This is a genomic window from Streptomyces longisporus (assembly GCF_039532765.1).
Lineage (GTDB): Bacteria > Actinomycetota > Actinomycetes > Streptomycetales > Streptomycetaceae > Streptomyces > Streptomyces longisporus.
This window is the reverse complement of sequence record NZ_BAAASG010000025.1, coordinates 107,110-131,898: the sequence shown is the minus strand read 5'-3', so window position 1 is coordinate 131,898 and position 24,789 is coordinate 107,110. Positions and strand designations below refer to the sequence as shown.

The following is a 24,789-nucleotide window of genomic DNA, read 5'->3' as shown; positions in this document are numbered from 1 at the left end:
GGGCCGCATGACGGACGTACGTGGCGAGCTGCTGCAGCAGATCAAGGACAAGGCCGTGGTGCACGGCAAGGTGACCCTCTCCTCGGGTCTGGAGGCCGACTACTACATCGACCTGCGCCGCATCACCCTTGACGGTGAGGCCGCCCCGCTGGTGGGTCAGGTGCTCCTGGACCTGACCGCCGACCTCGACTTCGACGCGGTGGGCGGTCTGACCATGGGCGCCGACCCGGTCGCGGCGGCCGTCCTGCACGCGGCCGCCGCCCGCGGGAAGCGCGTCGACGCCTTCGTCGTGCGAAAGGCGGCCAAGGCGCACGGGCTGCAGCGCCGCGTCGAGGGCCCGGAGATCAAGGGCCGCCGGGTGCTGGTCGTCGAGGACACCTCCACCACCGGCGGCTCCCCGCTGACCGCCGTCGAGGCGGTGCGTGAGGCGGGCGCCGAGGTCGTCGCCGTCGCGACCATCGTGGACCGGGCCACCGGCGCCGCCGAGAAGATCCAGGAGGGCGCGGGAGTGCCGTACCTCTTCGCCTATTCCAAGGACGACCTGGGCCTCGACTGACGTCCCCGGCCGGGCTACTCCCGGGTACGTCGGCCGCGTTGTCCACAAGCCGGACACGGCGGGCAAAGCATCAGGCCAAGTCTGGAAAGATGGGCCCGACGACGACGTCAACCCCCAAGGTCTAGGTCAGGGCCGTAGTACGCAGCACGCCAACCCGCACATACCAAGGAGCGGACAGATGCCCATCGCAACTCCCGAGGTCTACAACGAGATGCTGGACCGGGCGAAGGCAGGCAAGTTCGCCTACCCGGCGATCAACGTGACCTCGACCCAGACCCTGCACGCGGCCCTGCGCGGTTTCGCTGAGGCGGAGAGCGACGGCATCATCCAGATCTCGACGGGTGGCGCCGAGTTCCTGGGCGGTCAGTACAGCAAGGAGATGGTGACCGGCGCGGTCGCCCTCGCCGAGTTCGCGCACATCGTGGCCGAGAAGTACCCGGTCACGGTCGCCCTGCACACGGACCACTGCCCCAAGGACAAGCTCGACGGGTACGTACGTCCGCTGCTCGCGATCTCCGAGGAGCGCGTGAAGGCCGGCGGCAACCCGCTCTTCCAGTCGCACATGTGGGACGGCTCCGCGGAGACCCTCGCGGACAACCTGGCCATCGCCCAGGAGCTCCTGGAGCGCGCCCGCGCCGCGAAGATCATCCTCGAGGTCGAGATCACCCCGACCGGCGGCGAGGAGGACGGCGTCTCGCACGAGATCAACGACTCCCTGTACACGACGGTCGACGACGCCATCCGTACGGCCGAGGCGCTCGGTCTGGGCGAGAAGGGCCGCTACCTGCTGGCCGCGTCCTTCGGCAATGTGCACGGCGTGTACAAGCCGGGCAACGTCGTCCTGCGCCCCGACCTGCTCAAGGAGCTGAACGACGGCGTGGCCGCCAAGTTCGGCAAGGCGTCCCCGTTCGACTTCGTCTTCCACGGCGGCTCCGGCTCCACGGAGGAGGAGATCCGCACCGCGCTGGAGAACGGCGTGGTCAAGATGAACATCGACACGGACACGCAGTACGCCTTCACGCGTCCCGTCGCCGACCACATGTTCCGCAACTACGACGGCGTGCTGAAGGTCGACGGCGAGGTCGGCTCCAAGAAGACCTACGACCCGCGCACCTGGGGCAAGCTGGCCGAGGCGAGCATGGCCGCCCGCGTCGTCGAGGCCACGCAGAACCTGCGCTCGGCCGGCACGAAGATCAAGTAAGGCCGTCGTACACGAAGGTCTTTGGCGAGCCCGGTGCTACGGCACCGGGCTCGCTGTATACCTGGGGGCATGCCCGACGTCCGGATCGCCACCCCGCAGGGCAAGTGGATCCTGCTGACCACCGTGCTCGGCTCCAGCATGGCCATGCTGGACTCGACCGTCGTAAATGTCGCCCTGCCGCGCATCGGCCGCGACCTGGACGCGAATCTCGCCGCCCTCCAGTGGACGGTCAACGCGTACATGCTGACGCTGGCCGGGCTGATCCTGCTCGGCGGCTCCCTCGGCGACCACTACGGCCGCCGCAAGATCTTCGTGATCGGTGTGGTGTGGTTCGCGTCGGCGTCCCTGCTGTGCGGCCTCGCCCCGAACGCGGGCGTACTCGTCGCGGCCCGCGCGCTGCAAGGGGTCGGCGGGGCGCTCCTGACGCCCGGCTCCCTCGCGCTGATCCAGGCGTCCTTCCACCCCGACGACCGGGGGCGGGCGGTGGGCCTGTGGTCCGGCTTCGGCGGGATCGGCGCGGCGGTCGGCCCGTTCCTGGGCGGCTGGCTGGTGGACGGCCCGGGCTGGCGCTGGGTCTTCCTGCTCAACGTCCCGCTGGCGCTGCTGTGCGCCCCCATCGCCGTACGCCATGTCCCCGAGTCGGCGGACGGCCGCACGCACGGCCGGTTCGACGTGCTCGGCGCGGTCCTCGGCGCGCTGGCGCTCGCCCTGGTGACGTACGCCCTGATCGAGGCCCGGCAGGGCTCCCTCGTGGTCGCCGTCACCGCGGTGGCCGGACTGGGCGCGGGCGTGGCCTTCGTGTACGTCGAGAAGCGCCGCCCGGACCCGATGATGCCGCCGGACATCTTCAAGTCCCGCGAGTTCACGGCGGTCAACCTGGTCACGCTCTGCGTCTACGCGGCCTTCGGCGGCTTCTTCTTCCTCACCGCGCTGCAGCTTCAGGTCGCCGTGGGCTGGTCGCCGCTCGCCGCGGGTACGTCCCTGCTGCCGACGACCGTCCTGATGCTGCTGTTCTCCGCCCGCTCGGGCGCCCTCGCCGACCGCATCGGGCCGCGCATCCCGCTCACCGTCGGCCCGCTCCTGTGCGCGGCCGGGATGCTGCTGATGCTGAGGGTCGGGCCGGGTGCCTCGTACGTGCTCGACGTGCTGCCCGCCGTACTGGTCCTCGGCAGCGGCATGGTCACCCTGGTGGCACCGTTGACGGCCACCGTCCTCGCCTCCGTGGACACCGCACGGGCGGGCCTGGCCAGCGGCATCAACAACGCGGCGGCCCGCGCGGCCGGTCTGATCGCGGTGGCCGCACTGCCGCTGCTCGCCGGGATGGGCCCGGAGGCGTATCTCTCCCCGGGCGCCTTCGACGACGCCTTCCACCGCGCGATGCTGCTGTGCGCGGGCGTCCTGGCGCTCGGCGCGGTCGTCGCCTTCGCGACGGTACGCCCGCTGCCGCCCGGCTGCCGCCGCCCGGAGTGCCGTACGCACGGCTCGGTGACGGCGCCGCCGCTGGAGGGGGAGCGGGCGAGGAAGCGGATCGCATGACAGCCCGTCCGGCGTTTGAGGACGAGGCCGTTCAGGCCGACAGCGGGGGCCTGGGGGCGGCAGCCCCCAGCAGGGGCGACACTGGTGAACATGTCGATTCACGAGAACCTTCTCGGGGGCCCGCCCCCGACCCACCTCCCCGACGACCCCGCGCCCCGCGAGCTGCTGGCGGGCGGCACCGCGCCCGCGGACGTCGCCGCCAAGTACCCCACGTCCTCGCTGGCCTGGGCCCAGCTGGCCGACGAGGCGTTCGAGCGGGGCAGCGTCGTGGAGTCGTACGCCTACGCCCGCACGGGCTACCACCGCGGCCTGGACGCCCTGCGCCGCAGCGGCTGGAAGGGCCACGGCCCGGTGCCCTGGGAGCACGAGCCGAACCGCGGCTTCCTGCGCGCCCTGCACGCCCTCGCCCGCGCCGCCGGAGCCATCGGCGAGCAGGAGGAGTACGAGCGCTGCACCCAGTTCCTGAAGGACTCCTCGCCGACGGCGGCCCAGACCCTGGGCTAGCGGTCCGCCGCAGTTTCCTCTCGGGCCCGCCCGGTGCGACCGGGCGGGCCCTGCGCTGCGCCGAGCAGTGTCCTGCGGAGGGCGCCGGCGGATCAGTAGTAGCTGCTCATGATGTCGGTGGCCCAGTCCGGCTGGGTGGTGGCGCCCTGGGGGCCGAACTCGCTCATGTAGGGCTTGATGTCGAGGACGGGGGTGCCGTCGACGGCGTCGAGACCCTGGACGTGCAGGTCGAGTCCGTCGGTGCGCAGCAGGCGGCAGCGGGAGACACCGAGGCGGTTGGGGCGGTTCTTGCCGCGCTGGGCGAAGATGCCGACCATCGGCCAGTCGGTGTTGCCGCGCGGATGGCGGGCACCGGTCTCGATCCTCGCCACGGGCACGCGGTCGAAGTGGTAGACGATCTCCAGGTGGGAGAAGGCGTCCAGGCCCGCCAGCGCGTCCGCGCCGAACCGGTCGCCGTCCAGGCGGACGACGGCCTCGACCTTCCCCCAGTCGTCGTCACGGACCTCCTCGCGTCCCCCGACCACCCGGCCCACCGGGACCAAGACCACCTCGGACGAGGTGCTCTTCTCAGACATCAGCCATGCCTTTCGTCAAAGTGCGACAACGGGTTCTGTGCGGCGCCCGAGCGTAGTGCAGGTACTCCGGCGACCCGACGGGCCGGTGACCGGGCGGGCCTTGCGTTCCGGGCGGACCATCGAAGAAGATGCCCGGCGGGGACCGGGGCCCCCGTGTCGGTAACGGCAGGGGCGGACCGCTACCCGGAGCAACAACAGGAGACAGCGATGTCCCACCAGGCTCAGCCCCACGAGGCTTCGGAGCCCGAGACTCCGCATCTCGACTTCGCAGGTACGACGCCGTACGAGGACTACGTCAAGGCGGACGTGCTCACCCACCTCCAGCACACCCTCTCCGACGACCCCGGAGAGATGGTCTTCCTGGTCACCACCCAGGTGATGGAGCTGTGGTTCACGGTGATCGTCCACGAGTGGGAGACAGCGGCGCACGCCCTGCGCTCCGACGACGTGCCCACCGCCGTCGCCGCGCTGAAGCGTTCGGTACGGGAGCTGGAGGCGCTGAACGCCTCCTGGAAGCCCCTCGGCCAGCTGACCCCGGCCCAGTTCAACTCCTACCGGAGTGCGCTGGGCGAGGGTTCCGGCTTCCAGTCGGCGATGTACCGCCGGATGGAGTTCCTGCTCGGCGAGAAGTCCGCGTCCATGCTGGTCCCGCACCGCGGCGCACCCCGCGTCCACGCCGAACTGGAGAAGGCCCTCGCCGAGCCGAGCCTCTACGACGAGGTGCTGCGGCTGATGGCGCGGCGCGGCTGTGCGATCCCCGGTTCCGTGCTGCGCCGCGACGTCTCACGGCGGTACGAGCCGTCGGAGGCCGTCGAGGCCGCCTGGACCGCGATCTACGCGGGCGACGAGAACGCCGAACTCGCCCGCCTCGGCGAGGCACTGACCGATGTCGCCGAGCTGGTGTGGCGATGGCGCAACGACCACCTGGTCGCCACCCGCCGCGCGATGGGCTCCAAGCCGGGCACGGGCGGCTCGGCGGGCGTCGCCTGGCTGGAGAAGCGCGCGCAGAAGAACGTGTTCCCCGAGCTGTGGACGGCGAGGTCTCATGTCTGAGCTGACGGTACGCGCGGGGGAACTCGACGCCGCCGACGAACTGGCCGGGACGCGCAAGCAGTTCGTGCTGGACGAGGTCGTCTACCTGGACGGGAACTCGCTCGGTGCCCTGCCGGCAGCGGTCCCCGGGCGGGTCGACGACGTCGTACGCAGGCAGTGGGGCGCGCTCCGCATCCGTTCCTGGGACGAGAGCGGCTGGTGGACGGCGCCCGAGCGGATCGGCGACCGGATCGCTCCGCTGGTGGGGGCGGCGGCCGGGCAGATCGTCGTGGGCGACTCGACAAGTGTCAACGTCTTCAAGGCACTTGTGGGAGCGGTCCGGCTGGTGTCCGGCACGGGCCGGGACGAGATCCTCGTGGACGCGACGACCTTCCCCACCGACGGCTACATCGCCGAGTCGGCGGCCCGCATGACCGGGTGCACGCTGCGTCCGGTGACCCCGGCGGAGGTGCCGGACGCGCTGTCCGCCCGTACCGCCGCCGTCCTGCTGAACCATGTCGACTACCGCACGGGCCGTCTGCACGACCTGCCCTCGCTGACCGCCGCCGTGCACGCGGCGGGCGCGGTGGCCGTCTGGGACCTGTGCCACAGCGCGGGCGCGCTGCCGGTCGGGCTGGACGAGCACGGCGTCGACCTGGCGGTCGGCTGCACCTACAAGTACCTGAACGGCGGCCCCGGTTCCCCGGCGTACCTGTACGTCCGCCGGGACCTCCAGGACCGCTTCGACTCCCCCCTTCCCGGCTGGAACTCCCACGCGGAGCCCTTCGGGATGCGGTCGGCGTACGAACCGGCGGCCGGGGCCCTGCGCGGCCGGGTCGGCACGCCGGACATCCTGTCCATGCTCGCCCTGGAGGCGGCGCTGGAGGTCTGGGACGGGGTCTCGGTCGAGGCGGTGCGCACCAAGTCCCTGGCGCTGACGGACTTCTTCCTGGAGTGCGTGTCGGCGTACGTCCCCGAGGGGCGGGTGGAGTCGCTGACCCCCCTTGCCCACCGGGAGCGCGGCAGCCAGGTGGCGCTGCGCTGCGACGACGCCGGGGACGTGATGAAGCGGCTGATCGAGCGGGCAGTGGTCGGGGACTTCCGGCACCCGGACGTCCTGCGGTTCGGGTTCACGCCGCTGTACGTCGGGTTCGGGGACGTGGAGCGGGCGGCGCGGGTGCTGGCGGAGACGCTCGGCGATCTCGCGGGATAGCTCCACGGGGCTTGCCCGGGCGGTCCTGCGGTGGCTTCGGTGGCCGCGGAACCGCCCGGCCCGCGGGCTACAGAACCGTTTCCCCTCACCGAGCGTGACATCCCCGTGTCGGCCCATGTCACCGGCCTGATACCGTCCCCGCCAACGGCCGGTTTCCCTCCCTGGTCCGCCACGTCAATAACGTTACGTCGCTGAGAGGTTGGAGCATGCCGGACGACGCCGCAGCTGCCCGGGCCGCCGCCGAGGAGGAGTCGGCGTTCTCGCACCCGGCGGTCGACCCCGACGCCACCGCCGCGTACGGTGACCACCCCGACCAGCTGATCGACTTCTACGCCCCGCGCACCGACGTGGTGCCCGGCGCCCTCGCCCCCCTGGTCGTCGTGCTGCACGGCGGCGCGTGGCGGGCGCCGTACGACCGCCGGCACATCTCGCCGTTCGCGGACTTCCTGGCCCGGCGGGGTTTCGCGGTGGCCAGTGTGGAGTACCGGCGGGGGAGCGCGGTCCCGGCCCAGGGCGGCAGCCCGGTCGCGGGCCGCTGGCCGGACACCTTCGACGACGTCGCGGCCGCGCTGGACGCGCTGCCCGCCCTCGTACGGCAGTACCTTCCGGGGGCCGACCCGCGCCGCATGGTGATCACCGGGCACTCGGCCGGCGGGCACCTGGCCCTGTGGGGGGCGGCCCGCCATCTGCTGCCCACCGACGCCCCCTGGCGCATCGACCGCCCGGCACCGCTGCGCGGGGTCGTCGCCCTGGCCCCGATCGCCGACTTCGAGGTCGCCGGGAAACTGGACGTGTGCGGGGGCGCTTCGCGTCAACTGCTGGGCGGGGAGGAGAAGTTCGCCGAGCGGCGCCCGTACGCCGATCCGTCGCTGCTGCTCCCGACGGGCATCGCGACCACCCTGGTGCAGGGCCGCACGGACCTCACCGTCCCGCAGGCGGTCGCGGAGTCGTACGCCGACGCGGCAGCGAAGGCGGGCGAGGTCGTGGGCCTCACGCTCCTGGAGGACGTCGGCCACTTCCCCCTCATCGACCCGGCGGCGGACGCCTGCGCGGTGGTCGCGGAGGAAATCGCCCAACTGGCCTGGTGACCCGGTCCCTTACATACCCGTAGTACTTGAGAGCTACCTCCCAGGACAGCTCCCTGGCGTGACGCGGACGACAAGTAACCCTCCGTAACTTCCCTTCCAGACAAGCCCGATGACCGGGCGAACTGGAAGGGGGACCCGCCCATGGGGCTGAAAACGGGGACACGGGAAACGGCAACTGGCGACACAGACAGCCACCGCACCCGACGGGCCACCGCGCCACCCGAGGCGTCGCCACCGGGCCGCTCAAACCGCCGCAGCCTGCGGGTCTTCGTGGCGTCTGAGGCGTCGTCGCCGGGCCGTTCAACCGGCCGCAGCCTGCGGGTCTTCGTGGCGGGTGGGGCGATGGAGTCGGGTGGCTCAACCCGACCCAGCCTGCGGGCAATCGGGGCGCCTGAGGTGACGGCGTCGGGCCGCTCCCCCCGACCTGGCCTGCGGGTCTTCATGGCAGGTGGGGCGATGGCATCGGGCCGCTCAAACCGCCGTGGCCTGCGGGTCTTCGTGGCGTCCGAGGCGTCGTCGCCGGGCCGTCCCATTCGCCGTAGCCTGCGGGTCTTCGTGGCGGGTGGGGCGATGGCGTCGGGTCGCTCAAACCGCCGTGGCCTGCGGGCCACCGCGCCACCCGAGGCGTCGCCACCGGGCCGTTCAACCCGCCGCAGCCTGCGGATCTTCGTGGCGGGTGGGGCGATGGCGTCGGGCCGCTCAAACCGCCGTAGCCTGCGGGCAATCGTGCCGCCAAGGGCGGAACGGGTGGGCGCAGGCGGCACCCGGCGAGCGCCGGCCAGCGACACCTCGCCACCCACGCCTCAGCGCCGCCGCACCCAAAGATGGCGCCGAGCCACCCTCGCGGCCCTCATCACCGCCGCCGTGGTCGTCCCGCTCTCGGCTGCAGCCCGCCCAAGCATTCCCGCCCCGCCCCCGGCAGCCCTCGCGCCCCTCACGCCCACCACCCTCGACGCCGCCTACGAAGCCAACCGCACCAACGCCGCCCAAGCCGCCCGCATGGCCGCAGCCCACGGCGACCACAAACGCGCCGCAGCCGACCGGGAGATGGCCGCCCCCACCCGTCACCTCCTCGCCTACGACGGCCGAGGCGAGGGCCAGGCCACCGAGGTCTTCGGCGACCTCGCCACCGCCACCCGCATCGCCGTCCTGATCCCGGGCTCGGACACCTCCCTCGACACCTACGAGCGCTTCCGCGCAACGGCAGTCGCCCTGCGCAACCGCCTGGTCCAAGAGGCCCCGAAAGGCACCACCACGGCCGTCGTCGCCTGGCTCGGCTACCAAACCCCCGGCACGGTCAGCACCACCGTCCTCACCACGGCCCGCGCCGACCAAGCAGCCCCCCACCTGCGCGAGTTCATCGCCGAACTCCGCCGCACAGCAGGCCGCAAGGCCGCCGTCTCCCTCCTCTGCCACTCCTACGGCACGGTCGTCTGCGCCCGCGCCGCCCCCGGCCTGGACGTGCAGGACATCGCCTTCGTCGGCAGCCCCGGCACCGGCGCGGACACGGCGGCGGCCCTGCACACAGGGGCCCGCATCTGGGCGGCCCGCGGTGCCGACGACTGGGTCGAGGAGGTCCCGCACGTGAGGACGGACCTGTTCGGCTGGACGGTCGGCTTCGGAACGGACCCCGTGTCCCCGGCCTTCGGCGCCCGCGTCTTCGCGGCGGGCCCCGGCGGCCACAGCGACTACTTCAGGCCGGGCTCGGTCGCCCTGGCCAACCTCACCCGCATCGTCCTGGGCGACACAAAGGAGGTGACCCGTGCGTGAGCCGAACGTGCGCCATGCGTGGGACGGCATACGACACGGCGCCGTACGACGGAGCCCCGCAGGACAGGGCGCCGTACGAGACAGCGGCGTACAAGAGCGGCAGGGCGCCGTGCGACAGGGCGCGCTACGGAAGGCCGCTGCCCGGATCGACGCCGCCACCCCCGCCGACCGCGACCGCGCCGTGGACGCCCTGCGCGCCTTCGCGATCCTCGGCGTCGTCCTCGGCCACTGGCTGGTGACGGCCCTGGTGGCGGACAGCGGCTCCCTGCACGCCTCCAGCCCCCTCCAGCACATGCCGTGGCTGGCCCCGATCTCCTGGGCCTTCCAGACCCTGGCCGTGTTCTTCCTGGTGGGCGGCCATGTGGCCACCCGCAGTTACACGGCGGCCCGCGCCAAGGGCACGCCGTACCGGCAGTGGCTGACCGCCCGTCTGTCGAGGCTGTTCAAACCGGTGGCCGCCGTACTGGTCCTGTGGACGGTCGCCGCGACCGCCCTGTTCCTCTCGGGCGCGCAACCCGACACGATCCACACGCTGGTCAAACTCGCCCTCTCCCCCCTCTGGTTCCTGCTGGTCTTCGCGGCGCTGACCGCGGCGACCCCGCTCCTCACCCGGCTCAACCCCCTGTGGCCGCTGGCCGTCGTCCTCCATGTGGACCTTCTCCGTTTCGGCCTCGGCGCCCCGCAGAGCCTCGGCTGGGCGAACCTGGCGGCGGGCTGGCTGGTGCCGTACACCCTGGGCGCGGCCTGGACCCGCGGCGAACTGGAGCGCGCCCGCGCGGGCTGGATCCTGCTCATCTCGGGTGCGGCGGCGACGGTCCTGCTGGTCGCGTTCGCCGGCTACCCGGCCTCGATGGTCGGCGTCCCGGGGCAGACGATCTCGAACCTCAACCCGCCGACCCTGGCCGCCGTCACCTTCGGCCTGGCCCAGTGCGGTCTGGCCCTGCTGCTGCGCGACCGGCTGCGCCGCACGATGCGGCGGCCCCTGGCCTGGGCGGCGGTGGCCTTCGTGAACCTCTCCGCGATGACGATCTTCCTCTGGCACCAGACGGCCATGATGGCGACCACCGCCACCGCCCTCCCGGCGGGCCACCTGCCCGGCCTGCACACCGTCCCCGACGGCCTCGGCTGGGTGGCGTTCCGGCTGGCCTGGCTCCCGCTGTTCGCCCTCGCGCTCACGGTCTGCTGGACGGCCTTCCACTCCTACGAACGCGGGGGCCCGCGCGGCACAAGCACCGGCCCCTCCCGGGTGGTCCGCCGCCACCGCGGCCCGGACGGGACGGCAGCGAGGATCCCCCATCGTGCCTAGGGTTGGCCGTGTGACGGAAACGGGGGTCCAGCGGGTGTTCGGCAGCCGCGTCCTGGGTTGGTTGCGCGTGCTCCGCGACGACCTGTGGACGGCCCGCGCGGATCCGTTGCCCGCCTTCGGGCGGCTGCGGCGGGTCCCGCACGGCGTGCTGTGCTTCGCCGCGTTCTGGATCACGTTCGGCGGCACGGCGCAGCTCACCGACAACGGACGTCTGGGCTTCGGCTTCGGCTTCCCGATCGCACTCGCGCAGGGCGGCGCGGTGGCGCTGGCGTTGTGGCGGCCGATCCCGGCCTGGTGGTTGTCGACCGCGGGCTCCGTCGTGGGGGCCGTCGCCGTGCACTTCAGCCTGACCGGTGGCGCGGCGCACGACTTCACCTGGCCCTGGACCGCGGCCGGGATCATCGCCCAGCTGCTGGTGCTGCTGCTGCTCGCCCTGCGTGTGCGGACCCGCGTGTCCGTGGCGGCACTGTCCCTGACCGTGCTCGTCACGCTGGTCCTTCAGAGCGTGTGGGAGGCGCCGCACCTGCAGTCCGCGAACCCGCAGCAGTCGACGGGCCCCCTCGCGATCGCCCTGTCCGCCGTCGCCGTCCTGCTCGGCATCGCGCTGCGCAGCCGCCGCGAGGCACGCGCGGAGGTCGGCCGGCTGACCACCCTCACCGCCGAGGAGCGGGCCCGGCGCACCCTCCTGGAGGAGCGCAACCGCATCGCGCGCGAACTGCACGACGTGGTCGCCCACCACATGTCCGTCATCTCCATCCAGGCCCAGGTCGCCCCGCACCTCGTCGAGGACCCGCCCGACGAGCTCAGGGAGAACCTCGAGGGCATACGGAACAACGCGCTGGAGGCGCTGACCGAACTGCGCCGGGTGCTGGGCGTGCTGCGCTCCGAGGACCCCGGCACGGACGCACCGGCCGACGGCGGCAACGACCCGCACAGCCCGCAGCCCACCCTGGACCGGCTCGACGCGCTCGTCGAGAACACCCGGGCCGCCGGTCTGGCCGTGACCACGCGGACCACGGGGGAGCGGCGCCCGCTGCCGTCGGGCGTGGAGCTGTCGGCGTACCGGATCGTGCAGGAGGCACTCAGCAACGTGCTGCGCCACGCACCCGGCGCGAGCGCGAGCGTCGAAATCGCCTACGTCCCCTTCGGACTGCGCGTGGAGGTCGTCAACTCCCGTCCGCTGCACGAGGCTCCGGCGTCCCCCGGCGCGGGGCACGGTCTGCTGGGTATGCGGGAACGGGCGGCGATGCTCGGCGGCGACCTGACCGCACACCCCCGGCCGAACGGCGGCTACCAGGTCTCCGCCTTCCTGCCGGTCGACCCGCGCGCCGGCGGCCCGGACCTGCCCGATGTCCCCGACCCCGCCACCGACCCGAAGGACGACACCGCATGACGAGCAGCAGCAACAGCCCCATCCGGGTAGTGATCGCCGACGACCAGCAGATGGTCCGGCAGGGCTTCACCGTGCTGCTCAACACCAAGCCGGACATCGAGGTGATCGGCCAGGCGGTCGACGGCCTGGACGCCGTCGCCAAGGTCGCCGAACTCGCCCCGGACGTCGTCCTCATGGACATCCGCATGCCCGAGCTCGGCGGCATCGAGGCCACCCGCCGCATCACCGCGGAGACACCGCACATCAGGGTGCTGGTGCTCACCACCTTCGACCTCGACGAGTACGTGTACGAGGCGCTGCGCGCGGGCGCGTCCGGGTTCCTCCTCAAGGACGCCTCGGTGGACCAACTGGCCGAGGCGGTAAGGGTGGTGGCGGCCGGCGACGCGCTGCTCGCGCCCGGCATCACGCGGCGGCTGATCGCCCAGTTCTCCCGACTGGACGGCAAGCCCCGCGCCCCGCTGAAGGAACGCGTCGGCGACCTCACCGAGCGCGAGACGGAGGTCCTCGCACTGATCGCGCAGGGCCTGTCGAACGCGGAGATCGCCCAGCGCCTGGTCGTCGCCGAGCAGACCGTGAAGACCCATGTGGGCCGCATCCTGGTGAAGCTGGGCCTCAGGGACCGCACGCAGGCGGCGGTGTTCGCGTACGAGTCGGGCCTGGTGCGCCCGTCCGGCTACTGACCGTCGGTCCCGCGGCCCGTACGCGTAGTACCTGAGGGGGAGGCCGAAGGACCCTTCTCACTGGTGACGACCGCGCCCCGGGCCACGGCCTACGGTTTTCAACGTGACCGAGATGCCCCACACGCAGCCGATACCGCCGGAGCCCACCAGGCACCTGGAGCCGCCGGACAGCGCATACGAGCCGTACAAGCCGAAGAGCCCGGAGTTCCGGGCGGCCATGGACGCCCTGCGCGGAATGCGTCAGGACCTGTTCCACCACGCCTTCGCATACCGTCCGCTGCCGCGCCTGAGCGTCGACGCACCGTTCGTCCGCCGCTTCTCCGGCCGGGGGCGCGAGTACGCGACCTGGACGCCGCACGCCCTGATCACCGCGGCCGGCCTCTTCGCGATGCTCGTCGCGCAGCAGAGCAACTACCGCGGCGCGGGCGTCAACCTCTTCCTCGGTCTGCTCGCCCTGGTCCCGGTCCTGCTGACCATCGTGCGGCCGATCGGCGCGTTCTGGCTGTCGATGGCGGCGACGCCGGTGGCCGCGGTGGTCGGCTCCGACTGGGGCGACCAGTGGCCGTGGCTGCCGGGCAGCTTCGCCTGCCACCTGTTCGTGCTCACCATCGTGGCCATGCGCACCAGGCCGCGCACGGCGGCTTGGATGTGGGTCCTGACCGGGGTGTACAGCGCCGCGGTGGAGCTCTTCCCCGCCGGCGGCCAGAGCGCCTTCGGCTCGAACACCATGCAGATGCTGTTCGTCTCCGCCATGTTCCTCCTCGCCGTCTCCCTCAGGCACATCCGCCGCGAGGCCCGCCAGGAGGTGACCGCTCAGCAGACGGTGACCGCGCACGAGCGTTCCCGCCGCACGCTCCTGGAGGAGCGCACGACGATCGCCCGTGAGCTGCACGACGTGGTCGCGCACCACATGTCGGTGGTCGCCATCCAGGCGGAGGCGGCCCCTTACCGGGTCGAGAACCCGCCGCCGGAACTGGAGAAGGCGTTCGCCACGATCCGGGAGAACGCGGTGGCGGCGCTCACCGAGCTGCGCCGCGTGCTGGGCGTGGTCCGCGCCGAGGACTACGAGGCCCCGGACGCCCCGCAGCCCACCCTCGCCGACCTGGACGCACTGCTCGCCAATGTGCGGGAGACGACGGGCCTGAGCGTCGACAAGACGCAGACCGGAGCGGTACGGGAACTGCCGCAGGGCGTCGAGCTGTCGGCGTACCGCATCGTGCAGGAGGCGCTGAGCAACACCCTGCGCCATGCGCCGGGCGCCGCTGCCAAGGTGGAGGTCTCGTACGTCCTCGGCGGCCTGGGCCTGCGCATCGTGAACGGGCCCCCGCCCGAGCCGTCCCTGGTCAAGCCCTCACCGGGCGCCGGCCACGGCATCACCGGCATGCGGGAGCGCGTCACCATGCTGAACGGCGAGATGACGGCGGCCGGGACGGACGAAGGAGGCTACGAGGTGACGGTGTTCCTGCCGGTCGCCCACGCAGGCGAAGGTGACGCATGACCATCCGTGTTCTGATCGCGGACGACCAGATGATGGTGCGCGAGGGCTTCTCGGTCCTGCTGAACGCGATGCCGGACATCGAGGTCGTGGGCGAGGCGGTCAACGGCCGCGAGGCGGTCGACCGCGTCCGCGAACTCACCCCCGACGTGGTCCTGATGGACATCCGCATGCCGGAACTGAACGGCATCGAGGCGACCCGTGAGATCGTCGCCGCGAACAGCACGGCGAAGGTCCTGGTCCTGACGACCTTCGACCTCGACGAGTACGTCTACCAGGCCCTGCGCGCAGGCGCCTCCGGGTTCCTCCTGAAGGACGCCTCGGCCCGCCAACTCGCCGACGGCGTACGAGTGGTGGCCTCCGGCGAGGCCCTGCTCGCCCCCTCGGTGACGAAGCGCCTGATCACGGAGTTCTCCAAACTCTCCGAGTCCCCCCGGGCCATGCACTCGGCCCACCAGGCCTACGGCGACCTCACCGAACGCGAAACAGAGGTCCTGGTCCTCATCGCCCAGGGCCTGTCCAACGCGGAGATCGCCGAGCAACTGGTGGTCGCCGAGTCGACGATCAAAACCCACGTCAGCAGGATCCTGGTGAAGCTGGGGTTGCGGGACCGGACCCAGGCGGCGGTGTTCGCCTATGAGACGCGGTTGGTGACGCCGGGCTGACGCAAACCCTCATGCAAAAGACTCGTTGCAAAGAAGCCGTTGCATAGCCTTCTTTGCAAGGCTATGTTTGTACGCATGAACGAGCCACAGGACCGGCAGGTCCACAGTCTCGACGCCCGCTCGCTGCGCGGACTCGCGCATCCACTGCGCATGAGGTTGCTGAGCGCCCTGCGCCGCGGCGGTCCTGCCACTGCCTCCCAACTGGCCGCAAAACTGGGCGAGTCCAGCGGCGCCACGAGTTACCACCTGCGTCAGCTCGCGGCCCACGGCTTCGTCGAGGACGTGCCGGAACACGGCAAGGGGCGGGAGCGGTGGTGGAAGGCCGTTCACATGGGCGTGCGCTTCGACGAGACACTGCTCAAGGACCGCGACCCCGAGGTGCGAGGGGCCGCCGACCTGTTCCTGCACGAGGTCGCGAATCAGCACACCGCGGATCTGGCGACCTGGCTCGGCACCCGCGAAGACTGGTCCGAGGCATGGAACCGGGCCTCGGACATGAGTGACTGGACACTGAGTCTCACGCCCCAGCTCGCCGCGGAACTCGTCGAGAAGATGCATGACCTCCTGGAGAGCTACCGTGTCCTGGCCTCCGAAGCCGGCACCCCGGACGCCCAGCAGGTCCGAGTCCACACGCACGTCCTCCCCATCCACACGGACCGAGAGGCCACCTGATGCATCCCGAGACCCACCTCGCCGTGCACCACGCCCGCGCCGCCGAACTCCTTGCCGAAGCCGACGAGTACCACCTGGCTGCCGCGGTCCGGCGCCGCCGGGACCTTCGCACCCGCCTCGGTTGGACCCTGGTGGAGGTCGGCCTGCGACTGACCGCCGCCCCCAGGGTGGCAGCTGCTGTTCCGTATGGACCGTGACTTCAGCCAACTCGTTGATCTCACAAGGCAGCTCGGCCTCGGCCTCGTCCGGCCGATGCGCACCACACGTACTCAGCGAGTCACGCTGATCTTTCTTTATCACAGCTTGACCAGGCGTATCTCGTTCCCCCCGATCTGCCATGTCCGTGACATGGCTACGATTGGCCGACTTCGGGGGTCGGAGGGGGACTTGAGGATGATGGTGCGACGGAGATCGCTCGGGCTCGTCGGGGTGGCCGCGCTGGTGCCGCTGGTTGCTTCCGGCGTTTTCGCCGCTTCCGCGCAGGCCGCGTCGGCCTCGCTGGTCGTCAACACGCTGGGGCGGCACGGCGCCAAGGTCGCCACGACGGTCGATGTCGTCGCCGTGCCGTCCGGGCAGTCGTACAGCGTGCAGTCCGGCAAGCGGCTCAGCCTGCCGGCGGGGCGCTACATCGCGATGACCGACATCTGGGAGCACGGCACGGAAGGTCTGGGCACCGACACCATCGGCGCTCAGGTCGTACAGGTCTCGGGCAGCAAGTCGGTGACGCTCGACGCGCGCAAGGGCAAGGCCGTCAAGGTGTCGCTCGACACGCCCGCCGACGTGAGCGGGCCGCCGAAGATCTCCGCGCAGGTGTGCGCCGCCACCGTCAGCAACATGCCTTCCGCCTTCAGCGCGGGCGGCTGGAACGAGGAAGGCGCCCTGTACGCCATCCCGAACTCGTCCAGGCTGCTGCAGTTCGGGTATCTGGCGCAGTGGTCGGGCAACGACAGCTACGTCGCCGTGAAGAACAGCACGGGTATTCCGACCGCGCCTGGTGGGTCGTTCAAGCGGTCGCAGCTGGCGACGATGCGCTTCTCGGTGCGCAGCGGCACCCAGATGGCCGGCCAGAACGACACCGCGCTCCACGCACACCCCAAGACCGACGACTGCACGACCGACCTGATGGCCACGGTCCGCGACGACGACGCGCCGTACAACGCCACCGTCCATGTGACTCCCGGGACCTGGCAGCCGCGTGACGACATCATGGCGGGCAACGGCGACGACGTCGGCGGCGGTTTCCCGAAGCTCAGGACATTGAAGGCGGGGCAGAGCTTCACCCAGTCCTTCGGGCGGGCCGTGTGGAGTCCGATGCACTATCTGCCGCTGCTCGGGGAGAACTCCGTCGCCTTCATGCCGGAGGCCCTGATCGGCGACCCGGACGTCGGCCCGAACGGCGCCGATCCGACGAAGGAAACGGTGGTCCTGTCCAAGGGAAGCACCACGATCAAGAAGAAGTCCCTGACCAACTGGGGCAGCGGTGACGCCGAGTTCTCCGCCGGCATCCGCTCGGCCGGCTGGTACCGCCTGACCGTCGACGCCCAGCGCTACCGTCCGGGCATCACCTTCCCGGCCGGCATGCTGTCCCCGCGCGCCACCCTCGACTGGTACTTCAAGGTGGCCGACCCGGCCCGGGCGATCGTCGCCCCCGTCTTCCTGACCCGCTTCCTGCCCACCGGGCTGAACAGCCACAACCAGGCCGCGGCGAACAGCACCACGACGGTCGACGTGAGCGCCGGGCGCGGCTCACAAGGCCCCGATGTGCAGTTCACCGAGGTGACCGCCAAGTCCGTCCGCGTCTGGTCGTCCGCCGACGGCGGCAGGACCTGGCAGACGGCGACCGTCAAGCACGTCGGCTCGGCCTGGCAGGCGACCGTCCACAACCCCGCCTCCGGCGCCGTCGCCCTGCGCTCCGAGGTGACCGACTCCGCCGGGGACCGCTCGGTGGAGACGGTGTACCGGGCGTACGCCGTCAGCTGAGGCCGTCGCAGACGTCGCACGTTGTCGTCGTGGGCCGCCGGTGGAAAAACCGGTGGCCCCCGCGTACCACCTGAGTAGGGTCGGGCAGATGCCCGAGCTGAAACGGCTGCAGGCCGGTCATGCACCGGCGGTTCTGGCTTTCGAGCTGGCGAACCGCGCCTACTTCGCCGCCTCGATCACCGACCGCGGCGACGCCTACTTCGAGCGGTTCACCGAGCGGTTCGACGCCTTGCTGGCCGAGCAGGAGGCCGGTATCTGCGCCTTCCACGTGCTTGTCGCGGAGGACGGTTCGGTGATCGGCCGGTTCAATCTGGTCGACATCGAAGACCACAGCGCAGAGCTCGGCTACCGGGTAGCGCAGCATGTCGCAGGCCGGGGCGTGGCGACCGCGACCGTGCTGGAGCTGTGCCGGCTGGCGGCGGACCGGCACGGGCTGCGCACGCTGCGGGCGGCCGTAGCCCACCGCAACGTGGCGTCCCAGAAGGTGCTGACCAAGGCCGGTTTCGTCCCGGTCGGCCCGGCCGACCCGGCGCACATCGGCGGTGAGCCGGGCACCTGGTACCGGCGCGACCTCCTGACCAGGGACTGACATCCCTGGTCAGACGGGCGGATGCCGGGTTAGCGTCCGTCCATGACCGCCTTCGACCCCTGGGATCCGGAGTTCCTGGCCGATCCGTACCCCGCCTACGCAGAGCTGCGCGCCAAGGGCCGCGTGCACCACTACGAGCCCACGAACCAGTGGCTCGTCCCGCACCACGCGGACGTCTCCGCGCTGCTGCGCGACCGGCGGCTCGGGCGGACGTACCAGCACCGGTTCACGCACGAGGACTTCGGGCGGACCGCGCCCCCCGCCGAACACGAACCGTTCCACACGCTCAACGACCACGGGATGCTCGACCTGGAGCCGCCGGACCACACCCGGATCCGGCGCCTGGTGTCGAAGGCGTTCACACCTCGGACGGTCGAGCAGCTCAAGCCCTACGTCAGCAACCTCGCCGGGGAGCTGGTGGACCGGCTGGTCGAGAACGGCGGCGGAGACCTGCTCAGCGATGTCGCCGAGCCGCTGCCGGTGGCCGTCATCGCCGAGATGCTGGGCATCCCCGAGGCGGACAGGGCCCCTCTGCGGCCATGGTCGGCCGACATCTGCGGGATGTACGAGCTGAACCCCTCCGAGGACACCGCGAGGAAGGCCGTACAGGCCTCCGTCGAGTTCTCCGACTACCTGCACGACCTGATCGCCGAGCGGCGCAAGCAGCCCGGCGACGACCTCATCTCCGGTCTCATCGCCGCCCACGACGAGGGCGACCGCCTCACCGAGCAGGAGATGATCTCCACCGCCGTCCTGCTCCTCAACGCGGGCCACGAGGCGACCGTCAACGCCACGGTGAACGGCTGGTACGCCCTCTTCCGCAACCCGGAGCAGCTGGCCGCCCTGCGCGCGGACCACTCCCTCGTCCCCACCGCCGTGGAAGAGCTCATGCGCCACGACACCCCGCTCCAGCTCTTCGAGCGGTGGGTGCTGGACGAGATCGAGATCGACGGGACCGTCATCCCGCGCGGCGCCGAGATCGCCATGCTCTTCGGCTCCGCCAACCACGACCCGGAGGCCTTCCGGGACCCCGAGCGGCTCGACCTGACCCGCACGGACAACCCGCACATCTCCTTCAGCGCGGGCATCCACTACTGCATCGGCGCCCCGCTGGCCCGGATCGAACTGGCGGCCTCGATGACGGCGTTGCTGGAGAAGGCCCCGGCACTCGGCCTGGCGGCCGAGCCCAAGAGGAAGCCGAACTTCGTGATCCGGGGGTTGGAGGGGCTGAGTGTCGCGGTGAGGTGATCACCCGTTCGGCTGATCACCGACCGATTCCGGGCGATGGTCGTGAACGCCTCGTCAAGCTGGTGCCTGCCTGCGAAGGGAGGCACCATGACGGTTATGGCAGAACGCGCGTCGTCTCAGTTGTCGGTCGACATGTTCGAGCGGATCGCCGAATTCGCCGAGCGGGAGGACGAGACCGTCAGGTTCGAATTCATCGACGGACGGATCGGGCTCAAGAAGGTGACGAACGGCAACCACGGGACGATCACGATGTGGCTGATCCGTCAGTGCATGCGTGCTCGGCCCGAGCTCGATCTCAATCCGTTGCAAGGCCTGAAGGTGGAGGCTTACCGCAAGGGCCGGGCGCGGCCCGACGGTGTGCTGGCACCAGTCGACCACTTCGTGGGGCAGGGTGACTGGGCTGAACCTCACGGCGTTCTGATGGCGGTCGAGATCACGTCGTACGACTCGGACACCCACAACCGCGACCGTGTGGACAAGCCCCGGGCGTATGCGGAGGCGGGTCTCCCCGTCTACTTGCTGATCGACCGTGACAACCTTTCGGTTCTCGTACACAGCAACCCGCATCCGGAGGTGGGATACCGCGACATCCACGTGTCCCGGCTCGGTGACAAGGTCAGGCTCCCCGACCCGGTCGGCATCAAGCTCGACACCGAGGAACTCAGGCAGTACGTCGACTGAGCGGTTCGCGTCAGGTCGTCATGTCCCGCCGCCGCAGCCCCGTAAGTCCCGCACCCACCAGTACCACCGCCAGCACGGTCAGCAGCGCCACCGGCCCCCACTCCATCCCCCCACCCGGCAGCTTCGGCAGATGCCCGAACGGCGACAGATCCAGCACCACCCGCGGAGCATCCAGCGCCGGACCCACCCAGCCGATCAGCAGGACCGCCCCCGCGACGCCCCACGCCGCCGTCGCCACCCGCGGGAACACGCCGTAGAGCAGGACCGCCACCCCGCCGATCACCCACACCGCGGCCACCTGCACCAGGCACGCCCCGAGGATCGGCCCCGCCTCCTTGCCGTAGCCGACGATGAAGCCCAGCCCGGCGAGCAGCATGATCAGCACCGCCCCGCCGAACGCGACCGCCAAGTGGCCACAGCCCCACCGCAGACGCCCCACGGCATTCGCCAGCACCGGCTCCGCCCGCCCCGACGTCTCCTCGCCGTACAGCCTCAGCACGCTCGACACGATGTAGAGGGCCGCGATCAGGCCCATCATCCCCACCATGGAGGCCAGGAAGGCGTCCGTCAGCCCTTTCTGCCCGCCCATCCGCTCGATGATCTTCCGGGCGTTCTCGTTGCTCCCGACCAGGTCCGTCACCCCGTCCGTGAGGCCGCCGTAGACGACGCCCACGACGAAGAAGGCGATCGACCAGCCGGTGGCGGCGCCCCGTTGCAGCCGCCAGGCCAGCGCGCCCGCCGAGCCCAGGCGGCCGGACGCGGGTCCCGGGCGCGTCGGCAGGAAACTCATGCCGACGTCCCGGCGGCCCGCCAACTCGTAGGCGACGAAGGCCTGTAGTCCCACCACCGCCGCGAACAGCACCAGCACCCACCAGCGTTCGTCGGCGTACGGGCGCAGGTTCTCCAGCCAGCCGAGCGGCGAGAGCCAGGTCAGGGCCGACGAGCCGTCGTCCGTCGCCGCGTCGCCCGCCGCGCGAAGCACGAAGGCCGCGCCCAGGACGCCCGCCGTCAGCGCACGGGCCAGCCGCGCGCTCTCCGTCAGCTGGGCGACGATCGCCGCCATCGTCGCGAAGACCATGCCTTCGGCACCGAGCCCGAGACCGAAGGCCAGCGCCCCCACCGCCCCCTGGCCCGCCAGCCCGGCAGCGACCAGCAGTGCCAGTACGGCATTTGCGACTCCCGCCGCAAGCAGTGCGGCCGTCAGGGAGGCCCGGCGCCCCACCGCTCCGGACGCCACCAGCTCCTGCCGCCCGCTCTCCTCCTCGTCCCGGGTGTGCCGTACGACGATCATCAGGCTCATCGCGGCCGCCAGCGCACCCGCGTACACACCGACGCGCCAGGCCGTCAGCGCGCCGATGGAGGTGTCGAAGACGGGGCCGATCAGGGCACGGAAGGAGGCGTTGGTCGCCACCTGGTGGATCAGGTCGGCGCGTTCGGCGGGGGTGCCGTAGAGGTTCTTCAGGGTGTTCGGCATGGAGAGGACCATCAGCGCGTTCACGCCGACCCAGACCGGGATCATCAGCCGGTCGCGGCGGAGCGAGAAGCGCAGCAGCACGCCCGTGCCCGCGAACGACGTCATCGCGCCGCCACCTCCTCGTCCTGGTAGTGGCGCAGGAACAGCTCCTCCAGCGTGGGCGGGGTCGAGGTCAGCGACCGTACGCCCGACTCGCTCAACTGCCGCAGCACAGCGCCGAGTCGGTCCGTGTCGACCTGCAGCCGTACCCGCCTTCCCTGTACGTCGAGGTCGTGGACGCCGGGCAGATGCGCCAACCCGTCGGGCGGACCGGCGAGTTCGGCCGTCACGCTCGTCCGCGTCAGATGGCGCAGGTCGGCCAGCGAACCGCTCTCCACCGTCCGGCCCTTGCGGATGATGCTCACGCGGTCGCAGAGCTCCTCGACCTCGCTGAGGATGTGCGAGGACAGCAGCACCGTGCGGCCGCGCTCCCGTTCCTCCTCCACGCAGCGCTGGAAGACCTCCTCCATCAGCGGGTCCAGGCCCGACGTCGGCTCGTCCAGGATGAGCAGGTCCACGTCGGAGGCGAAGGCGGCCACCAGGGCGACCTTCTGGCGGTTGCCCTTCGAGTAGGTGCGGCCCTTCTTGGTGGGGTCCAGCTCGAAGCGGTCGATCAGCTCGGCCCGGCGGGACGGGTCCAGCCCGCCGCGCAGACGGCCGTAGAGGTCGATGACCTCGCCGCCCGACAGGTTCCGCCACAGGGTCACGTCCCCGGGGACGTACGCGATCCGGCGGTGCACCTCCACCGCGTCCCGCCACGGGTCGCGGCCCAGCACCTGCGCGGCGCCGGAGTCGGCGCGCAGCAGGCCGAGCAGGACGCGGAGGGTGGTGGACTTGCCGGCGCCGTTCGGGCCGAGGAAGCCGTGGACCTCGCCGGACTCCACCTCCAGGTCGAGGCCGTCCAGGGCCCGGGTACGGCCGAACGACTTGTGGAGGCCGGAGACGCTGATTGCCTTCGTCATGCTTCAGAACGTACGCTTCTTTCAGAAATTTGTGAAGTTAAGGAAACATATAAAGCCTTTGAAGCCCCGGTTAGGGTGGTGACCATGACGGAGTCGAAGGCGGTGGGGCGGGACCCGGAGGCGGTCTCCAAGTTCGTGGAGAGCTTCGCGGCGCAGCTGGTCGAGGCCGGGATGCAGCGGATGCCCGCTCGGGTCTTCGCGGCCCTGCTCTCCTCCGACGAGGGCTCGATGACCTCCGCCGAGCTGGGGGAGCAGCTGCAGATCAGCCCCGCCGCCGTCTCCGGAGCGGTGCGCTATCTGACCATGACGCACATGGTCTCGCGGGAGCGTGAGCCCGGCTCGCGCCGGGAGCGCTACCGGGTGCACGGCGACCAGTGGTACGAGGCCCTCACCAACCGCGAGGCCATCCTCAAGCGCTGGGAGGGGGCCCTGAGGGAGGGCGTCAGCAGCCTGGGCGCCGAGACTCCCGCAGGACGCCGCATGGCCGAGACGCTCGCCTTCTTCGAGTTCGTCGAGGGCGAGGTCGCGGCCATGATGGAGCGGTGGCGGGTGCACCGCCGACAGGTGTTCGGGGACGGGTAGTTACCGCTCCTTGGTCTCCTCGAGGACCGTCCGCCCCAGCAGCGCGTACCGCTCGGGCGCCCGGTGCTTGAGGTACTGGGCATAGCCGATGCCCGTCGCCGCGACCAGGGCCACCAGCCACGGTGTCGCCTTCAGGACCAGCGATCCGGACTCCGCGCCCGCCGCGACGCCCATGTTCGACACCAGCAGGGCGACCACGCCGAGCATCGCGACACCGCCGACGAGCGGGGCGGCGAAGGTCTTGAACCAGTGCCGGCTCTCGGGGTGGTTCTTGCGGAAGTAGACGAGGACCGCGAAGGAGCAGACCGCCTGCACGATCAGGATCGCCATCGTGCCGAGGATGGCCAGCAGCACGTAGAGGGCGTTGTACGGGTCCTTGCCCGCGACCCAGAACGCGCCGATCAGGACGGCGGAGACCACCGTCTGCACCAGGCCCGCTATGTGCGGGGAGCCGTGCCGGGCGTGGGTGCGGCCGATGGTGTTCTTCAGCGACGGCAGGACGCCCTCGCGGCCGAGCGCGTACATGTAGCGGGCGGCGCAGTTGTGGAAGGCCATGCCGCAGGCGAGCGAGCCGGTGATCATCAGCCACTGCATGACGTCGACGGCCCAGTGGCCGACGTAGTGCTCGGTGGGGTTGAAGAAGAGCGCGAGGGGGTTCGCGGACGAGGCCGCCTTCACGGCCTCCGCCTCGCCGTTGCCGATGATGGCCATCCAGGACACGAAGACGTAGAAGACGCCGACGCCCAGGACCGAGATCATCGTCGCCTTGGGGATGATCTTCTTAGGGTCGCGGGACTCCTCGCCGTACATCGCCGTCGACTCGAAGCCGACCCAGGACCAGAAGGCGAAGAAGAGACCGAGGCCCGCCGATGTGCCCTTGAAGGCGTTGACCGGGTTGACCGGGCCGAAGGTGAAGCCGTGCGGGCCGCCGCCGTGCAGGGCGACCGAGATCGCCATGGCCGCGAGGACCGTCACCTCCGTCGCCAGGAGCACGACGAGCAGCTTCTCGGCGACCGAGACGCCGAACCAGGTGCCCATCGCGTTGACGGCGAGCATCAGGATCGCGAACGCCCACCACGGGATGTCAAGGCCCGTCTGATCCTTGAGGGTTGTGGTGGCGAAGGTCGAGAAGATGCCGATCAGGGCCGGCTCGAACACGACGTACGCGAAGGTCGCGAGGAGCCCGGAGGCGAGACCGACGGTGCGGCCGAGACCGTAGGAGATGAAGCCGTAGAAGGCGCCGGTGGAGGTGATGTGCTTCGCCATCGACGTGAAACCGACGGAAAAGATTGCCAGTACGACCATTGCGACGAGATAGCTCGCCGGGGCTCCGATGCCGTTGCCCGCCGAGACCATGAAGGGCACGTTGCCCGTCATCGCGGTGATCGGGGCCGCGGTGGCGACGGCCATGAAGACCACCCCCAGCAGGCCCACGGCGTTGGGCTTGAGCCGGTGAACCGTGCCGTCGCCGTCCGTCTTCGTCGCCGGGGCGACGCCCTCATCCACTGCCATCGGGTGGCCCCTCTCCTGGTGGTCCGTTGCTGTACT

Annotated in this window: 24 protein-coding genes; 20 read left to right on the top strand and 4 right to left on the bottom strand. The window is 71.1% G+C overall.

The window, feature by feature from the left end:
• Positions 1 to 7: 7 nt before the first annotated feature.
• The 4 genes from pyrE to ABD355_RS39740 all read left to right on the top strand — a co-directional run bounded on the left by pyrE (position 8) and on the right by ABD355_RS39740 (position 3,797).
• Positions 8 to 556, top strand: a complete 549-nt coding sequence (pyrE, locus tag ABD355_RS39755; RefSeq protein WP_344406024.1) for an orotate phosphoribosyltransferase — start codon at positions 8 to 10, stop codon at positions 554 to 556.
• A 178-nt stretch (positions 557 to 734) separates the two neighbouring features.
• A complete protein-coding gene (fbaA, locus tag ABD355_RS39750) occupies positions 735 to 1,757 on the top strand; it encodes a class II fructose-bisphosphate aldolase (protein WP_344406022.1) in 1,023 nt (340 codons plus the stop codon).
• A gap of 69 nt (positions 1,758 to 1,826) precedes the next feature.
• Positions 1,827 to 3,293 carry an MFS transporter gene (locus ABD355_RS39745; protein WP_344406020.1) on the top strand — a complete coding sequence of 489 codons (1,467 nt, stop codon included), beginning with the start codon at positions 1,827 to 1,829 and terminating at the stop codon, positions 3,291 to 3,293.
• A 90-nt stretch (positions 3,294 to 3,383) separates the two neighbouring features.
• Entirely contained in the window at positions 3,384 to 3,797 is a 414-nt protein-coding gene (locus tag ABD355_RS39740) for a DUF3151 domain-containing protein (RefSeq protein ID WP_344406019.1), read from the top strand.
• A 92-nt stretch (positions 3,798 to 3,889) separates the two neighbouring features.
• Here ABD355_RS39740 and ABD355_RS39735 read toward each other — a convergent pair whose 3' ends face one another.
• Positions 3,890 to 4,372, bottom strand: coding sequence for an SAM-dependent methyltransferase (locus ABD355_RS39735; protein ID WP_344406018.1), 483 nt, complete (start codon positions 4,370 to 4,372; stop codon positions 3,890 to 3,892).
• Positions 4,373 to 4,579: 207 nt separating this feature from the next.
• On the opposite strand from ABD355_RS39735, the gene ABD355_RS39730 reads away from it, so the two are divergent.
• From ABD355_RS39730 to ABD355_RS39660, 15 genes are all read left to right on the top strand, one after another.
• Positions 4,580 to 5,425, top strand: a complete 846-nt coding sequence (locus ABD355_RS39730; RefSeq protein WP_344406017.1) for a tryptophan 2,3-dioxygenase family protein — start codon at positions 4,580 to 4,582, stop codon at positions 5,423 to 5,425.
• Positions 5,418 to 6,617, top strand: a complete 1,200-nt coding sequence (gene kynU / locus ABD355_RS39725) for a kynureninase (RefSeq protein WP_344406016.1) — start codon at positions 5,418 to 5,420, stop codon at positions 6,615 to 6,617. The genes ABD355_RS39730 and kynU overlap by 8 nt, the downstream gene beginning before the upstream one ends.
• Before the next feature lie 206 nt (positions 6,618 to 6,823).
• Positions 6,824 to 7,705, top strand: a complete 882-nt coding sequence (locus ABD355_RS39720; protein WP_344406015.1) for an alpha/beta hydrolase — start codon at positions 6,824 to 6,826, stop codon at positions 7,703 to 7,705.
• 747 nt (positions 7,706 to 8,452) lie between these two features.
• Complete coding sequence (locus tag ABD355_RS39715) at positions 8,453 to 9,475, top strand: alpha/beta hydrolase (RefSeq protein ID WP_344406128.1); 1,023 nt, start codon at positions 8,453 to 8,455, stop codon at positions 9,473 to 9,475.
• 109 nt (positions 9,476 to 9,584) lie between these two features.
• Positions 9,585 to 10,781: an acyltransferase family protein gene (locus tag ABD355_RS39710; protein WP_344406127.1), complete on the top strand. Its 1,197-nt coding sequence runs from the start codon at positions 9,585 to 9,587 to the stop codon at positions 10,779 to 10,781.
• Between the two features lie 10 nt (positions 10,782 to 10,791).
• Positions 10,792 to 12,174, top strand: coding sequence for a sensor histidine kinase (locus tag ABD355_RS39705; protein WP_344406014.1), 1,383 nt, complete (start codon positions 10,792 to 10,794; stop codon positions 12,172 to 12,174).
• Positions 12,171 to 12,854 carry a response regulator gene (locus ABD355_RS39700; RefSeq protein ID WP_344406013.1) on the top strand — a complete coding sequence of 228 codons (684 nt, stop codon included), beginning with the start codon at positions 12,171 to 12,173 and terminating at the stop codon, positions 12,852 to 12,854. Before ABD355_RS39705 ends, ABD355_RS39700 begins: the two co-directional genes overlap by 4 nt.
• A 103-nt stretch (positions 12,855 to 12,957) precedes the next feature.
• Positions 12,958 to 14,352, top strand: a complete 1,395-nt coding sequence (locus ABD355_RS39695) for a sensor histidine kinase (protein WP_425585839.1) — start codon at positions 12,958 to 12,960, stop codon at positions 14,350 to 14,352.
• The gene (locus ABD355_RS39690) at positions 14,349 to 15,014 is read left to right on the top strand and encodes a response regulator (protein ID WP_344406011.1); all 666 of its coding nucleotides are present in this window, start codon (positions 14,349 to 14,351) and stop codon (positions 15,012 to 15,014) included. The genes ABD355_RS39695 and ABD355_RS39690 overlap by 4 nt, the downstream gene beginning before the upstream one ends.
• Before the next feature lie 75 nt (positions 15,015 to 15,089).
• A complete protein-coding gene (locus ABD355_RS39685; RefSeq protein WP_344406010.1) occupies positions 15,090 to 15,686 on the top strand; it encodes an ArsR/SmtB family transcription factor in 597 nt (198 codons plus the stop codon).
• Positions 15,686 to 15,883, top strand: coding sequence for a hypothetical protein (locus ABD355_RS39680; protein WP_344406009.1), 198 nt, complete (start codon positions 15,686 to 15,688; stop codon positions 15,881 to 15,883). The genes ABD355_RS39685 and ABD355_RS39680 overlap by 1 nt, the downstream gene beginning before the upstream one ends.
• A 199-nt stretch (positions 15,884 to 16,082) precedes the next feature.
• The gene (locus tag ABD355_RS39675; protein ID WP_344406007.1) at positions 16,083 to 17,666 is read left to right on the top strand and encodes a hypothetical protein; all 1,584 of its coding nucleotides are present in this window, start codon (positions 16,083 to 16,085) and stop codon (positions 17,664 to 17,666) included.
• 88 nt (positions 17,667 to 17,754) lie between these two features.
• The gene (locus tag ABD355_RS39670) at positions 17,755 to 18,255 is read left to right on the top strand and encodes a GNAT family N-acetyltransferase (protein ID WP_344406006.1); all 501 of its coding nucleotides are present in this window, start codon (positions 17,755 to 17,757) and stop codon (positions 18,253 to 18,255) included.
• A gap of 42 nt (positions 18,256 to 18,297) precedes the next feature.
• The gene (locus ABD355_RS39665; protein WP_344406005.1) at positions 18,298 to 19,503 is read left to right on the top strand and encodes a cytochrome P450; all 1,206 of its coding nucleotides are present in this window, start codon (positions 18,298 to 18,300) and stop codon (positions 19,501 to 19,503) included.
• A gap of 87 nt (positions 19,504 to 19,590) precedes the next feature.
• The gene (locus ABD355_RS39660; RefSeq protein ID WP_344406125.1) at positions 19,591 to 20,184 is read left to right on the top strand and encodes a Uma2 family endonuclease; all 594 of its coding nucleotides are present in this window, start codon (positions 19,591 to 19,593) and stop codon (positions 20,182 to 20,184) included.
• A gap of 10 nt (positions 20,185 to 20,194) precedes the next feature.
• On the opposite strand, the gene ABD355_RS39655 is transcribed toward ABD355_RS39660, so the two are convergent.
• Positions 20,195 to 21,763 carry an ABC transporter permease gene (locus tag ABD355_RS39655; protein WP_344406004.1) on the bottom strand — a complete coding sequence of 523 codons (1,569 nt, stop codon included), beginning with the start codon at positions 21,761 to 21,763 and terminating at the stop codon, positions 20,195 to 20,197.
• Positions 21,760 to 22,659, bottom strand: a complete 900-nt coding sequence (locus ABD355_RS39650; RefSeq protein ID WP_344406003.1) for an ABC transporter ATP-binding protein — start codon at positions 22,657 to 22,659, stop codon at positions 21,760 to 21,762. Before ABD355_RS39650 ends, ABD355_RS39655 begins: the two co-directional genes overlap by 4 nt.
• A gap of 84 nt (positions 22,660 to 22,743) precedes the next feature.
• Between ABD355_RS39650 and ABD355_RS39645 the strand changes: the two genes are divergently transcribed.
• Positions 22,744 to 23,241 (top strand): GbsR/MarR family transcriptional regulator, encoded by a 498-nt coding sequence (locus tag ABD355_RS39645; protein WP_344406002.1) that lies wholly within the window; start codon positions 22,744 to 22,746, stop codon positions 23,239 to 23,241.
• Here the strand turns inward: ABD355_RS39645 and ABD355_RS39640 are convergent, their stop codons facing one another.
• Positions 23,242 to 24,753 carry an APC family permease gene (locus tag ABD355_RS39640; RefSeq protein WP_344406001.1) on the bottom strand — a complete coding sequence of 504 codons (1,512 nt, stop codon included), beginning with the start codon at positions 24,751 to 24,753 and terminating at the stop codon, positions 23,242 to 23,244.
• Between the last annotated feature and the right edge of the window lie 36 nt (positions 24,754 to 24,789).

Excerpts from the sequence above, each read along its gene's own strand:
- pyrE (WP_344406024.1), top strand. The coding sequence starts at position 8 with ATGACGGACGTACGTGGCGAGCTGCTGCAGCAGATCAAGGACAAGGCC.
- fbaA (WP_344406022.1), top strand. The coding sequence starts at position 735 with ATGCCCATCGCAACTCCCGAGGTCTACAACGAGATGCTGGACCGGGCG.
- ABD355_RS39745 (WP_344406020.1), top strand. The coding sequence starts at position 1,827 with ATGCCCGACGTCCGGATCGCCACCCCGCAGGGCAAGTGGATCCTGCTG.
- ABD355_RS39740 (WP_344406019.1), top strand. The coding sequence starts at position 3,384 with ATGTCGATTCACGAGAACCTTCTCGGGGGCCCGCCCCCGACCCACCTC.
- ABD355_RS39735 (WP_344406018.1), bottom strand. The coding sequence starts at position 4,372 with ATGTCTGAGAAGAGCACCTCGTCCGAGGTGGTCTTGGTCCCGGTGGGC.
- ABD355_RS39730 (WP_344406017.1), top strand. The coding sequence starts at position 4,580 with ATGTCCCACCAGGCTCAGCCCCACGAGGCTTCGGAGCCCGAGACTCCG.
- kynU (WP_344406016.1), top strand. The coding sequence starts at position 5,418 with ATGTCTGAGCTGACGGTACGCGCGGGGGAACTCGACGCCGCCGACGAA.
- ABD355_RS39720 (WP_344406015.1), top strand. The coding sequence starts at position 6,824 with ATGCCGGACGACGCCGCAGCTGCCCGGGCCGCCGCCGAGGAGGAGTCG.
- ABD355_RS39700 (WP_344406013.1), top strand. The coding sequence starts at position 12,171 with ATGACGAGCAGCAGCAACAGCCCCATCCGGGTAGTGATCGCCGACGAC.
- ABD355_RS39690 (WP_344406011.1), top strand. The coding sequence starts at position 14,349 with ATGACCATCCGTGTTCTGATCGCGGACGACCAGATGATGGTGCGCGAG.
- ABD355_RS39685 (WP_344406010.1), top strand. The coding sequence starts at position 15,090 with ATGAACGAGCCACAGGACCGGCAGGTCCACAGTCTCGACGCCCGCTCG.
- ABD355_RS39680 (WP_344406009.1), top strand. The coding sequence starts at position 15,686 with ATGCATCCCGAGACCCACCTCGCCGTGCACCACGCCCGCGCCGCCGAA.
- ABD355_RS39675 (WP_344406007.1), top strand. The coding sequence starts at position 16,083 with ATGGTGCGACGGAGATCGCTCGGGCTCGTCGGGGTGGCCGCGCTGGTG.
- ABD355_RS39670 (WP_344406006.1), top strand. The coding sequence starts at position 17,755 with ATGCCCGAGCTGAAACGGCTGCAGGCCGGTCATGCACCGGCGGTTCTG.
- ABD355_RS39665 (WP_344406005.1), top strand. The coding sequence starts at position 18,298 with ATGACCGCCTTCGACCCCTGGGATCCGGAGTTCCTGGCCGATCCGTAC.
- ABD355_RS39660 (WP_344406125.1), top strand. The coding sequence starts at position 19,591 with ATGACGGTTATGGCAGAACGCGCGTCGTCTCAGTTGTCGGTCGACATG.
- ABD355_RS39655 (WP_344406004.1), bottom strand. The coding sequence starts at position 21,763 with ATGACGTCGTTCGCGGGCACGGGCGTGCTGCTGCGCTTCTCGCTCCGC.
- ABD355_RS39650 (WP_344406003.1), bottom strand. The coding sequence starts at position 22,659 with ATGACGAAGGCAATCAGCGTCTCCGGCCTCCACAAGTCGTTCGGCCGT.
- ABD355_RS39645 (WP_344406002.1), top strand. The coding sequence starts at position 22,744 with ATGACGGAGTCGAAGGCGGTGGGGCGGGACCCGGAGGCGGTCTCCAAG.
- ABD355_RS39640 (WP_344406001.1), bottom strand. The coding sequence starts at position 24,753 with ATGGCAGTGGATGAGGGCGTCGCCCCGGCGACGAAGACGGACGGCGAC.